9 protein-coding genes and 1 tRNA gene are annotated in these 12,547 nt (G+C 59.2%); 4 read left to right on the top strand and 6 right to left on the bottom strand.

What is annotated here, in order from left to right; translation table 11 throughout:
- Window positions 1-28: 28 nt before the first annotated feature.
- From nusA to PHF15_RS05715, 3 genes are all read right to left on the bottom strand, one after another.
- The gene (nusA, locus tag PHF15_RS05725; RefSeq protein ID WP_300119640.1) at window positions 29-1,525 is read right to left on the bottom strand and encodes a transcription termination factor NusA; all 1,497 of its coding nucleotides are present in this window, start codon (window positions 1,523-1,525) and stop codon (window positions 29-31) included.
- Window positions 1,526-1,542: 17 nt separating this feature from the next.
- Window positions 1,543-2,151, bottom strand: a complete 609-nt coding sequence (gene rimP, locus PHF15_RS05720; RefSeq protein ID WP_300119639.1) for a ribosome maturation factor RimP — start codon at window positions 2,149-2,151, stop codon at window positions 1,543-1,545.
- A 166-nt stretch (window positions 2,152-2,317) separates the two neighbouring features.
- A complete protein-coding gene (locus PHF15_RS05715; RefSeq protein WP_300119638.1) occupies window positions 2,318-5,200 on the bottom strand; it encodes a pitrilysin family protein in 2,883 nt (960 codons plus the stop codon).
- Window positions 5,201-5,296: 96 nt separating this feature from the next.
- Here PHF15_RS05715 and fabI point away from each other — a divergent pair, with 96 nt between their 5' ends.
- Complete coding sequence (gene fabI, locus PHF15_RS05710; protein WP_300119637.1) at window positions 5,297-6,082, top strand: enoyl-ACP reductase FabI; 786 nt, start codon at window positions 5,297-5,299, stop codon at window positions 6,080-6,082.
- Window positions 6,083-6,147: 65 nt separating this feature from the next.
- Here fabI and PHF15_RS05705 read toward each other — a convergent pair.
- The 3 genes from PHF15_RS05705 to PHF15_RS05695 all read right to left on the bottom strand — a co-directional run bounded on the left by PHF15_RS05705 (window position 6,148) and on the right by PHF15_RS05695 (window position 8,939).
- Window positions 6,148-6,224, bottom strand: a tRNA-Arg gene (locus PHF15_RS05705).
- Between the two features lie 121 nt (window positions 6,225-6,345).
- Window positions 6,346-7,563, bottom strand: coding sequence for a fatty acid desaturase (locus tag PHF15_RS05700; protein ID WP_300119755.1), 1,218 nt, complete (start codon window positions 7,561-7,563; stop codon window positions 6,346-6,348).
- A gap of 104 nt (window positions 7,564-7,667) precedes the next feature.
- The gene (locus PHF15_RS05695) at window positions 7,668-8,939 is read right to left on the bottom strand and encodes an RsmB/NOP family class I SAM-dependent RNA methyltransferase (protein ID WP_300119636.1); all 1,272 of its coding nucleotides are present in this window, start codon (window positions 8,937-8,939) and stop codon (window positions 7,668-7,670) included.
- Between the two features lie 146 nt (window positions 8,940-9,085).
- On the opposite strand from PHF15_RS05695, the gene PHF15_RS05690 reads away from it, so the two are divergent.
- Genes PHF15_RS05690 through PHF15_RS05680 form a run of 3 tightly spaced genes read left to right on the top strand, consistent with a single transcriptional unit; the run spans window position 9,086 to window position 12,547 of the window.
- Window positions 9,086-10,468: an efflux transporter outer membrane subunit gene (locus PHF15_RS05690; RefSeq protein ID WP_300119635.1), complete on the top strand. Its 1,383-nt coding sequence runs from the start codon at window positions 9,086-9,088 to the stop codon at window positions 10,466-10,468.
- 22 nt (window positions 10,469-10,490) lie between these two features.
- Window positions 10,491-11,807 (top strand): efflux RND transporter periplasmic adaptor subunit, encoded by a 1,317-nt coding sequence (locus tag PHF15_RS05685; RefSeq protein ID WP_300119634.1) that lies wholly within the window; start codon window positions 10,491-10,493, stop codon window positions 11,805-11,807.
- Window positions 11,804-12,547 (top strand): ABC transporter ATP-binding protein, encoded by a 744-nt coding sequence (locus PHF15_RS05680; RefSeq protein ID WP_300119633.1) that lies wholly within the window; start codon window positions 11,804-11,806, stop codon window positions 12,545-12,547. The genes PHF15_RS05685 and PHF15_RS05680 overlap by 4 nt, the downstream gene beginning before the upstream one ends.

Here is a 12,547-nt window from a genome sequence, read left to right as displayed (position 1 = left end):
CTGACTTTTACTTTAAATTCATGATCATTCACTCTTTGGCGGCGGTGTCATCGGCGAACCAATGTTCGCGGGCCTTCATGATCAAGCTCCTGGACTCGTCATCGGACAGGCCGGTGATTTCGGTGAGTTCATCCACCGCCAGGTCGGCCAGGTCATCGAGCACATGGACGCCGTTGTCGGCCAGCCTGGCGATCAACTCGGCATTCAGGCCTTCCAGATCGCGCAGTTCCAAAGCCACACCGCCCGCATTTTCCTCAATGGCGATTTCCATCGTCAACAGGGCGTCTTTGGCGCGGGTGCGCAATTCGCTCACGGTGTCTTCGTCGAAGCTTTCGATTTCGAGCATTTCTTCCAGGGGCACGTAAGCCACCTGCTCCAGGCTGGTAAAGCCCTCGGCAATCAGCAGGTCGGCTATTTCCTCGTCAACGTCGAGCTTTTCCATGAACAAACGACGGCTGACATCGACTTCGCCGGCCTGCTTTTCTGCGGATTCCGCCGCATCGAGAATGTTGATTTTCCAGCCCGTAAGTTCTGCCGCCAGGCGCACATTCTGGCCGCCGCGGCCAATCGCAATAGCCAGGTTTTCCTCGTCCACCACCACGTCCATGGCGTGGCGCTCTTCGTCCACCACAATGCTGCTGACGTTGGCGGGTGCCAGAGCGCCAATGACGAACTGCGCCGGGTCTTCGCTCCACAGCACAATGTCCACGCGCTCGCCAGCGAGCTCGGTGGTGACCGCGTTGACACGCGTGCCGCGCACGCCGACACAGGTGCCGATCGGGTCGATGCGCTTGTCGTGCGACAACACCGCGATTTTGGCGCGCGAACCGGGGTCGCGGGCGCAGGATTTGATTTCGAGCAGACCCTGCTCGATCTCGGGCACTTCGTTGCGGAACAATTCCTTCATGAACTCGGGTGACGAGCGCGACAGCACGATGGGCGCACCGCGCAGCGTCAGGTCCACTTCCATGATCATGGCGCGCACGCGGTCGCCGGTGCGGAAGTTTTCCTTGGGAATCATTTCATTGCGGCGCAGGCGACCTTCGACACGGCCCGACTCCACAATCAGGTCGCCCTTGTCCATGCGCTTGACGGTGCCGACAAAAATCTTGTCGCCGCGGGACATGAAGTCGTTGAGCAGCATTTCGCGCTCGGCATCGCGAATTTTCTGCAAAATGACCTGCTTGGCCGCCATGGCGCCGATGCGGCCTATGGGCACGGATTCGATGGTTTCCTCGATGTACTCATCGACCTCGATGTCGGAAATTTGCTCCTTGGCTTCAAACAACAGGATTTCCTGATCCGGCAACTGCAAGCCCGCTTCATCGGGCACCACATGCCAGCGACGGAAGGTTTCGTAATTGCCACTGTCACGATCGAGCGCGACGCGGATATCCACTTCACCCGTGTAAAGTTTTTTGGTGGCTTGCGCCAAAGCCGCTTCCACGGCCCCAAAAACAACATCACGCTCCACGTTTTTCTCGCGTGAGATGGCGTCAACCAACATTAACATTTCGCGATTCATGCCATGTCTCTCCTGTTTCAATTCAAATCTGATGGTTGCGGTTCCTGGTCAGGCACTTGTGCCCGGCCCTTGAAACTCACAATGGGTGCCAGGCGCGCCTCTTTCAGCTCGCTCAACACAAAACCCAGCGCCTGCGTTGGTGCAGGCAGCCTTTTCTTACTGACTTTCTGACCCGGCTTGGTGGCCGGCTCATCGCGCCAGACAATTTGCCAGGCCGGCTCAACCCGTTCCAGCACGCCCCGAAATTTCTTGCGGGTCGGGCTCACCTGCCCCGCCGCCGCATTGCCCAACGGCATTTTGAGCGTGACATCCACCACATGGCCGACGAAACGGGCCAAGTCCTGATCATGCCGCAGGGGCCGGTCAATGCCCGGCGACGACACTTCAAGCCGCTTGTAATCCACCTCGTCCACTTCCAGCGCATACTGCAACTGGCGGGTGACTTTTTCGCAATCTTCAACCGTGACAAACTGCTGATCTGGCGTACCCTGCACTACTTCTCCAGACGGCGGCAACCAGGGCAAATCAATGGTAATGCGCAGCAAACCACCGGCGGAGCGTTCAATCTCCACCAAGTCATAGCCCAAGCCCGTCACGATTTGTTCAACAATGTCTTTTAGCGCCACCGAAACCCCAATTTGCCCAATTTGGTCAAAAACAATCGACCAAAAAAAACGGGCGGAAGTGACTCGCCCGTTTGGTCGTGAAGCTGGGATTATAGCCCAAAAACCTTCAGTTTCAGCCACTTTTCACAGGCAAAAAGTAGCGTAGTTCCTTGATTTTTCAAGCGATTTACTGTTGGCTGGACACTGGCAAGGTGCCGGCCTTGATCAGCACCATTTGGTTTGGCTTGAGATACTTTTTGATTGCGCCATTCACCTGCTCGTCTTTGATGGCATTGATTTTCACCGGGAAGTCATCCAGCCAACCAACATCGTAACCGCGGTTAACAGCAGCCAGCAACGCATCAGCCATGCCGCCGGTCGTGGCAAGGTTGACTTTAAAGGAGCCAATCAAATTGGTTTTTCTGGACGCTATCTCGTCGGACGTCACGCCCGCATCAAACCACAGTTCAAGCTGGCGCCTGGTCGAGGCAATGCCTTTTTCAAGCATCGCAGGGGAAAAACTGGCCGAAATCTTCCAATCTCCGGCACGAAACATGTCGTTGGCCAAATACGCGGACACATCATAGGTCAGGCCTTCCTTGTCGCGCACATTGGCCATCAATCGCCCGGTAAAGCCGCTACCAAAAATCGCGGTGGCCAGGCGCAATGCCTGGTAATCCGGGTCGTTGTAGCGCAGGCCGCTGACTTGGCCCAGCACCACCGAGACACTGGTCTTGTCGGCCATGACGACAACTTGATCTTGCGGAGCCTGGACGATTTCCAGCTTGGAATTTTTTACTGCGCTGACGCCGCCAGACCAGCCGGAAAAAGACTGCTCGACAGCAGCCTGAAGGGTGCTCATATCGAGGTCACCCGTCATCACAAGCGTCATGTGTTCCGGACCGTAATTGGCCTTGTGAAAGGCCTTGACGTCCTCCAGTCTCGCCGATTCAACAGCAGCCAGCAACTCATCTGTCCCCGGGTTGCGACTGGGATGCCCGTCAGCATAAACAGCCCGCGTGAAGGCATCTGCTGCGCGAAAATCCGTGCTTTCGAGGCGTCTTTGCAGTGCACCGGCATATTGCTTTTTTGCCTTTGCAAATTCGTCTTCCGAGAAGGCTGGTGCACGCAATTGTTCAGCAATCAGGCTCAGAAGCAAGGGCGCATCTTTTTTAAGCGATTTGGCACTGATTTCAAGAAGGTCGATGCCTACACCAAAGTTAATGCTGGCACCAACGGCTTCAAGTTTTTCAGCAATGGAAAATTTGTCTTGTTTGAGTGTGCCTTGGTCGAGCAGCATGCCAGTCAGCATCGGAATACTCGGATTGCCTGTGCCGGCCCTTGCCCGGCCGGCCGGCAATGAGGCCCGTAATGTGAAGACATTCTTGACGCCGGTCGGGTAGGCAATCACGTCAATGCCGGTAATTTTGCTGCGCCGCACCTTGGGTGCGATGGCACCTGCCACAACACCGCCAGCCGCTTCCGCTGACGCAGCCGTCACGCCCGGTGTGTCGATTCCGGGGCTGCGGTAATAGCTGGGGCCACCTGCGGGAAACAAGTTCGATTTGGTGGCGCCCGGTACAGCTGCACCGCCCGCAACCGTGGGCACAAACCAGCCGACCACACTTTGATCTTCGTTCAAATAGCTGCGAGCAACACGCACGATGTCGGCCACAGTAACCTTTTCTGTCGCATTGTCCAAAGCATAGAACAGCGACCAGTCCCCCGCCGCAATGCATTCATTGAGATTGCCAGCCACAGCAAAGGAGCCATCGCGCTTGAAAGCGGAATCCGCCAGCGTCTTGGCAATCGCCGCCTTCAGTTCCCCTTCTGTAACGCCATCTCGCTTGAGTCTTTCCACCTCCTGCACGATAGCGTTTTCGATATCTGCATGCTTCGCACCCGGTGCCAGAGGCGCAAAAATGATATGCAGACTCGGGTCGCTGTTAAAACCAGTATCGGCTTCAACACCGGTAGAAAGATTCTTGTCGGTCACCGCCTTGTACAGGCGACTGTTCTTGCCATCGGCAAGGATGGCGCTGAGCAAGCTGACAGCGGCGTAGTCGGGGTGGGTGGCAGCAGGAATCTTGTGGGCAATGGCTACAACACCCAGTTGACCGGCCCGTTTTACGGTCACCCGACGGGCGCCAGTTTGTGCCGGCTCCTCGGTGTAGACCGAAGGTATGGCTCGGGGCGAGTGTGGCAATGCGCCAAAAGTCTTCTTGACAATCTCCAGCGCCTGCGCGGGCTGAAAGTCTCCAATGATGGAGACAGTGGCGTTGTCTGGCCAGTAATAGGTGTTGTAGAACTCGCGCAGTTTTTCAATGGACACCTTTTCAATGTCACTGCGATGCCCAATGGTGCTGTGGTGATAGGGATGGGCAACAAACGCGCTTTGGTAGATTTCCTTGTACAGAGACTGGATCGGCGAGTTCTCGCCACGTTCAAACTCATTGCGCACCACCGTCATTTCGGGTTGACGGTCTTCTTCCCGCAGGAGCAGATTGCGCATACGGTCTGCCTCCATGTCGGCGACCGACGCAAGATGCTCGCTGGCAAGGTTTTCATAGTAGTTGGTTCGATCCAGCCAGGTTGTGGCGTTGTATCTGGCCCCGGTACGCTCCAACATCTGGTCGACGTTATTGCCCTTGCTGCGGTCGCGCTGCGTGGTGCCTTTGAACATCAGGTGCTCCAGCAAGTGCGTGGCACCGGTTGTTCCGGTCACCTCATTTTTGGAGCCCACCCGGTAGGTCACCATGAAAGTGAGCGTCGGGCTCGAATGCTCGGGCAGCAGCAAGACCTGCAAACCGTTTGCTTTCAGGGTGTATTCGTCAATGGCCCCCACCGTTCTGACATGCGCAAAGCCATCAACCACGGCAGCCGCATGCGCCGTCATCGTCAAAAAAAGAATGCCAACCAGCCATATGCACCGTCTCATGATGTCACCCAGTAAAGATAAGTGCGGCACCTTATCACAAACCAACTGACCCTTGCAGCCGGTCAAACTGTGCAGCTTGTCCAAAAAATCAAACGTCGCATGCGACAATTCCGTGTCAACAACTGCCGCCATCAGACAAGCATGAAAACACCGATACATCGGCATGTTTCAAACCCATGCTTAACAATGACGGTTTAACTGCCAATAAAACAGAGAGAAGTGAGCACTATGGGTTTCCTGACAGGCAAAAAATTTCTGATCACCGGCGTGTTGTCCAACCGCTCAATTGCCTATGGCATTGCCAAGGCCTGCCACGAGCAGGGCGCCGAGTTGGCGTTCAGCTACGTTGGCGAGCGTTTCAAGGAGCGCACCAACGAATTTGCCGCCGACTTCAACTCCACGCTGATTTTTGATTGCGACGTGGCTGATGACACGCAAATTGAGAACCTGTTCAAGGATTTGTCCAAAACCTGGCCCACCTTCGACGGCTTCGTGCACAGCATCGGCTTTGCACCACGCGAGGCCATTGCCGGCAATTTTCTGGATGGTCTGACGCGTGAGAACTTCCGCATCGCCCACGACATCAGCGCCTACAGTTTTCCGGCCATGGCCAAGGCGGCCTTGCCCTATTTGAGCAACACCGCGGCGCTGTTGACGCTCACCTACCTGGGCGGCGTACGTGTGGTGCCCAGCTACAACACCATGGGACTGGCCAAGGCGTCGCTGGAGTCGTCGGTGCGTTACCTGGCAGACGCCGTGGGCGCCAAAGGGATTCGCGTGAACGGCATCAGTGCCGGCGCCATCAAGACGCTGGCTGCCAGCGGCATCAAGAATTTCAGCAAGTTGCTGGGCATTTCGGCCGCTGCTTCACCCATGAAGCGCAACGTGACCATCGACGAAGTGGGCAACGTGGCCGCATTTTTGCTGAGCGACCTGGCCTCCGGCATGACCGGTCAAATTACCTATGTGGATTGCGGTGTGAGCCAGACCGCCGTAGCCGTGGTAGAGGCCTGAGGCTACTGAATTGACGCGGCAGTCTGGTGGAGAAATCGGCAGGCTGAGCAGCCTGCTTTTATTAATGGCCAGCCAGGAGGGACTCGAACCCCCTACCCCGAACTTAGAAGGTTCGTGCTCTATCCTGATGAGCTACTGGCTGCTGATGAATGGCAACGCTTCAAGGGCACGGCTGGACCGCTTGAAACAGGCGATTGACGCTGTCGCTTTGACCGGATGCCGCTTGTACATCCATTATGATAACGCGACTTGAGCGCTGACACTCAGGCACGGACGGCGCGCAGCCTCAAGGAAAATTCCTGCAGCGCGGCAATACCACTGGCCTCGGCACGCTGGCACCAGCCCTGCAAGTCAGCGGCCAATTGCTCACGGGTATGTGAGCGGTTCAGCCACATTTGACGAAGCTCTTCGCGCATCAACACCATTTTATCGAGCACCGGCGAGGCAGCGCGCACCATGGTCAACTGCGCCGCCACAGCGGTGGGCACCTTTTCGGTGTCACGATGCAGCCAGCTTTGTGCGGCCTTGAGCATGGAAACATCCGAACGGAGGGCTTTCAAGGCGCTCAATTCATCGTTGAAAGCCCGTCGCATGCCACGGGCGTAACCGGCCATCAACTCATAGCGGTTTTGAATCAGGGCTTCCAGCGTTTGCTCGTCGGCCACCGGTCGCACGGTCCCCAGCGCCAGCCGGGGCGGTGTTTTTTTGGCACGCGCCAGGCCCACGCGTTGCAACACGCTGATGTACATCCAGCCGATGTCGAATTCATAAGGTTTGACCGACAACTTGGCCGAGGTGGGATAGGTGTGGTGGTTGTTGTGCAGCTCTTCGCCCGCAATCAAGATGCCCCAGGGCGAGATGTTGGTGCTGGCATCGGGCGCTTCAAAATTGCGATAGCCCCAGTAATGCGCCGCACCGTTGACAATGCCGGCCGCCATCACCGGCGTCCAGGCCATTTGCACCGCCCACACGGCCAGGCCTGCGGCGCCAAACAGTGTCAGGTCGAGCAGCAGCATCAGCGCCACACCGACAAAAGAAAACCGCGTGTAGAGATTGCGCTCGATCCAGTCGTCGGGCGTGCCGTGGCCAAAACGCGCCAGGGTTTCCTTGTTTTGTGCCTCTTTGCGGTACAACTCGTAGCCCTGCAGCAGCACAGTCCTGATGCCATACACATGCGGGCTGTGCGGGTCATCGGGTTGCTCGCATTTGGCGTGGTGCTTGCGGTGGATGGAAGCCCATTCCTTGGTCACCTGTCCGGTGGTGAGCCACAGCCAGAAGCGGAAAAAATGGGAGGCAATGGGGTGCAGATCGAGCGCGCGGTGCGCCTGATGGCGGTGCAAAAAGATGGTGACGCTGATCATGGTGATGTGCGTCACGATCAGCGTGAACAGCACCAATTGCCACGCACTCAAAGTCCAGACACCCTGCGCAGCCCAGTTCAGCAGCGCCTGAAAAACCGAGGCGTTATCCAACGAAATCATCAACTTTGTCTCTCTAATAATTATCAGTCTCAGCACAAAACAAGCATTTACGTTGTGCCCGACGGCCGGATTTTAAAGGGTCTGTATTTCCCCTGCTCGCCAGCCTATACCCGTTTCCACACCGCAGCAAAGAAACCATCGGTCTGGTGCCGGTGCGGCCACAAGCGCAAGAACCGCTGGCCACTGTCACCACCGCTGCACAAGGTGGCAGCTTGCTCAACCTTCAAGTCAGTCAGAATCTCGCCCACATCCTGCACAGCAAAATCCTGGTTGGCTTCGGAAAATGCCAGCGCGATAGCCTCGTTTTCTTGCGGCAGCACGCTGCAGGTTGCATAAACCAGGCGCCCGCCCGGCTTCACCAGCCGCGCCGCACTTTGCAAAATGGCGGCTTGCAGCACAGCCATTTCATCGACCGCCTGCTGGTTTTGCCGCCACTTCAGATCAGGGTTGCGGCGCAAAGTGCCCATGCCGGTACACGGCGCATCCACCAGCACCCGGTCGATCTTGCCGCTCAGGCGCTTGACGCGGTCATCGCGCTCATGCGCAATGGCCGCCGGGTGCACATTTGACAAGCCACTGCGCGCCAGTCGCGACTTGAACGCGTCGAGCCGGCCCGCCGAGGTGTCGAAGGCATACAGGCGCCCGGTGCTGCGCATGGTCGCGCCAATGGCCAGTGTCTTGCCACCGGCACCGGCGCAAAAATCGACCACCATCTCGCCGCGCTTGGCATCGAGCAGCATGGCCAGCAGTTGCGAGCCTTCGTCCTGCACCTCGAAGTCGCCGCGCTTGAAGGCTTCCATTTTGTTGAGCGCCGGTTTGCCGGCAATGCGGAGGCCCCAGGGTGAATACGGCGTCGGCACCGCCTTGATGCCCAGACCAGCGAGTTCCTTTTGCACGTCGGCGCGCTTTGCCTTGAAGGTGTTGACCCGCAAATCCAGCCCGGCGCCCTTGTTGAAACTCTCCACCAGGGGCCAGAATTCGTCACCCAGCTGGTCCTTGAGCGGCTGCACCAACCACTCGGGCAAGTTGTGGCGGTGGCGCTCCATCAGGTCCTCGGGCTTGATCTTTTCGCACTGATCGAGCCAGTTGATTTCCTGCTCGGTCAGGGCGCTGCGCAGGAAGTCGCCGGGGCCGTAGAACCCCAGAATCGCCAGGCGACGCTCCTTGGGGCCGCTGCCGGATGGCGCAAAATGCTCAAAAAGCTGCTTTTTGCGCAGCACGGTATAAACCGTTTCGGCCAGGGTGGCGCGCTCGCGGGGTCCGAAACCACGGTGATCGCGAAAGAATCGCGACACAATGGCATCGGCCGGATGGTCAAATTTGAGGGTCAGGCGAACCAGTTCGGAACAGGCTTCAAGGAGGGCTTTTGGATGCATAGGGAAGCGATTGTCCCACGGGAACTTCGATCAACTTTACCGCTCAGACATCGGGCTGGCAAAATGAGGTTGCACACTCGGGTTGCCTTGCCCCTGCTCGATCATCCAGAACGAACAGCATTCAAGCGACCCAAACCAAGATGATCTTGCACCCCAAACACCTCAAGCCCCAGCCAGATCCGGCAAATCGGCGCCTTCGACTGGCTTGCGCCACGGCCCTGTCTCTGAGCCTGCTACTGGGCGGCTGCGCCAGCCTGTTTCCGAACGAAACTCCGGACGACAGTACATCCAAGGTGCTCACCCAAGCCACCTGGTGGAACGACTTTCACGACCCCTTGCTGGCCGATCTGATCGCCCGGGCCATGCAGGCCAACCCGAGCATCCTCTCATCCCAAGCCGCACTGCAGCAGGCACGCGCGCTACGCGATGTCAACCTGGCCGCCACCCTTCCTAACCTGTCGATGTCCGGCTCGGTGCAGCGCAACACGTCGGACGGCGGGCCGGCCAGCATCACATTCAGAGGTGGCCTGGACGCCAGCTGGGAAATTGACGTGTTTGGCGCCAACCAAAGCGCGGTGGCCAGCAGCGAAGCCGAACTGCAGGTGGCAAACGCAAATCTGCGTGACATGCAATTGAGCATGACCGCCGAAGTCGCCCTGGCCTACATTCAACTGCGCGGCCTGCAAGCCCAACTGGACATTGCCCGGCACAACCTGAGCAGCCAACAAGAAACCCTGCAAATTACCCAGTGGCGCGCGCAGGCAGGCCTGGTGACCTCGCTGGAAGTTGAACAGGCCAAGACCGCAGAGGCGCAATCAGCGGCACAACTTCCGGCGCTGCAAAGCAGCCTGGACCAAACCCGGCACAGCCTGGCGGTGCTCACGGGCCAAAAACCCAATGAACTCGAAGCTGAGTTGCTGACGGCCGGGTCAATCCCACAGATCGCCGTGCAGGCTGCCGACGTGATTCCGGCAGACAGCCTGCGTCAGCGCGCCGATGTGCGTGCCGCCGAGGAGCGCATCACCGCCGCACTGGCATCCGTCGACGCTGCCCAGAAAGCCCGCTTGCCCAAGTTCAAATTGGGTGGTTCCTTGGGCATGACCGCGCTCACCCTGGCGGGTTTCAGCAATGGGGCTGCAGTGGCCTCGCAGATACTTGGCAGTATGGCAATGCCTATTCTTGACGGCGGCGCGTCCAAAGCCCGGGTGCGCGCTGAGCAAGCGGTGCTGGCGCAAACACATGCGACTTACCAAAACACCCTGCTGACAGCGCTCAAGGAAGTTGAAGATGCCCTGATCGCCCTGCGAAATGATCGCGAACGGCTGATCTACCTGGAGCAAGCCGTCAACTCTGCCAACAACGCCGCCCTGCTGGCACAAAACAGCTATAACAGTGGCCTGGTTGATTATCAAACCGTGCTGCAAACCCAGCGCACGCTGTTGGGCGCGCAAGTCAGCGTGGCCAATGTGCAAACCGATCTCAGCACAGGCCATGTGCGCCTGATCAAAGCCATGGGCGGCGGCTGGTAATGCACAAGACAAAGAGCACCCTATGAATGATTCCACACAAAAAGTTCCCCAAGCCAGTAGCCCGCAAACCAGAGACCTGCAGGCGCTGCTGCGCGAGCCAGACAAGACTGTTTGGTGGCGCCGTCGCGCACTCTGGGTCGCTCTGGCTGTACTCATTGCCGCTGGCGGCGGCTATTACTATTGGCAGCAAAGCCAGCAACGCAATGCCGCGCCAAGCTATGTCACCGAGCCCGCCAGCAAAGGCGACCTGACGCTCACGGTCACGGCCAATGGCACGCTGCAGCCCACGCGCTCAGTCAGCATTGGCAGCGAGCTCTCGGGCACCGTGCTGCGCGTGCTGGTGGACGTCAACGACCACATCAAAAAGGGGCAAGTGCTGGTGGAGCTCGACACCGCCAAGCTCAACGACCAGGTGCTGCGCTCAGGCGCCGCACTGGCCAGCGCCCAGGCCCAATTGGCGCAGGCAGCAGCCACCGTCAAGGAAAGTAGCGCCAGCCTGGCGCGGCTGGAAGAAGTGTCCAGGCTGTCGGGCGGCAAGGTGCCGTCCAAGACCGAGTTGGACAGCGCCCGCGCTGTGCATGAGCGTGCCATCGCTGTCGAGGCCAGCGCCCGCGCCAACGTAGATTCTGCTCGCGCCTCGCTGGCCACCGACGAGACCAACCGGTCCAAAGCCTCGATCCGCTCGCCCACCAACGGCGTGGTGCTGACGCGCTCGGTCGATCCCGGCAACGCCGTGGCCGCGTCGCTGCAGGCCGTGACACTTTTCACCGTGGCCGAAGACTTGAGCCAGATGCGCCTGCAGGTCAACGTGGACGAAGCAGACGTGGGCCGCGTCAAGTTCGGCCAGCCGGCCAGCTTTACCGTGAGCGCCTTCCCCAGCCGGCGCTTTCCGGCGTCGATCACCCGCGTGGCCTATGGCTCCACCATCACCGACAACGTGGTTACCTACCAGACCCTGCTCGATGTCAAAAACGAAGACCTGAGCCTGCGTCCCGGCATGACAGCCACTGCCACCATCACCGCGGTCGAGCGAAAAGGCGTATTGCTGGTGCCCAACACCGCGCTGCGCTTCACACCGCAAACCAGTGCCGCTGCTGCCCCTTCCGGCAGCAACATCATGGCCAGCGTGCTGCCGCGCATGCCACGCAACGGTGCCCGCAAATCAGCCACAGGCGGTGCCGCCAAACAGGTCTGGGTGCTGCGAGACGGCGCACCAGTGGCTGTGAACGTCACGCCCGGCATCAGCGACGGCCGCATGACCGAGATCACCGGCGGGGATTTGACCGAGGGCATGGCTGTCATCATCGACCAGCGCGCAGGCGCCGCCAGCAAGCCATGAGCGCCCGGCCCCTGATCGAACTCAGAGCCGTCACCAAAACCTACGGCCAGGGTGCCACCGCCCTGCAAGCGCTCAAAGGTGTCGATCTGACGATCGATGCGGGTGATTTTGTTGCCATCATGGGCCCAAGCGGCTCGGGCAAATCGACCGCCATGAACGTGCTGGGTTGCCTGGACACGCCCACCAGCGGTGAATACCTTTTTAACGACGTGCATGTGGAAACCTTGACCCGCGACCAGCGCGCGCTGCTGCGCCGGCGCTACCTGGGTTTTGTGTTCCAGGGCTTTAACCTGCTGGCCCGCACCAGCGCGCAGGAAAACGTCGAGCTGCCGCTGCTGTACCGCGGTGAGCCCACCAAACAGCGCCACGTCGCTGCCCAAAAGGCATTGGCCTCGGTCGGGCTGGCCGGCTGGGAGCACCACACCCCGGCCGAGCTCTCGGGCGGCCAGCAGCAGCGCGTGGCGATTGCCCGCGCCCTCGTGACCGAGCCCGCCGTGCTGCTCGCCGACGAGCCCACCGGCAACCTCGACACGCAACGCAGCCGCGAGATCATGCACCTGCTGTGGCAGCTCAACGTCGATCACGGCATCACGGTGCTGATGGTCACGCACGAGGCCGACATGGCGGCCTATGCCAAGCGCATCGTCCATTTTGTCGATGGCGTGGTCGACAGCGACACGCGCAACCCGCATCCGGCCGAACTCACCTCACCTGCCACCACTGCTGCGAAGGCGACCTGA

The organism is Rhodoferax sp., from assembly GCF_028689295.1.
GTDB lineage: Bacteria > Pseudomonadota > Gammaproteobacteria > Burkholderiales > Burkholderiaceae_C > Rhodoferax.
This window is presented reverse-complemented; position numbering and strand designations above follow the sequence as displayed.

Bases quoted from the DNA above. Each gene is read 5' to 3' on its own strand.
- nusA (WP_300119640.1), bottom strand. From the start codon at position 1,525: ATGAATCGCGAAATGTTAATGTTGGTTGACGCCATCTCACGCGAGAAA.
- PHF15_RS05715 (WP_300119638.1), bottom strand. From the start codon at position 5,200: ATGGCGGCAGTTGTTGACACGGAATTGTCGCATGCGACGTTTGATTTT.
- fabI (WP_300119637.1), top strand. From the start codon at position 5,297: ATGGGTTTCCTGACAGGCAAAAAATTTCTGATCACCGGCGTGTTGTCC.
- PHF15_RS05700 (WP_300119755.1), bottom strand. From the start codon at position 7,563: ATGATTTCGTTGGATAACGCCTCGGTTTTTCAGGCGCTGCTGAACTGG.
- PHF15_RS05695 (WP_300119636.1), bottom strand. From the start codon at position 8,939: ATGCATCCAAAAGCCCTCCTTGAAGCCTGTTCCGAACTGGTTCGCCTG.
- PHF15_RS05685 (WP_300119634.1), top strand. From the start codon at position 10,491: ATGAATGATTCCACACAAAAAGTTCCCCAAGCCAGTAGCCCGCAAACC.
- PHF15_RS05680 (WP_300119633.1), top strand. From the start codon at position 11,804: ATGAGCGCCCGGCCCCTGATCGAACTCAGAGCCGTCACCAAAACCTAC.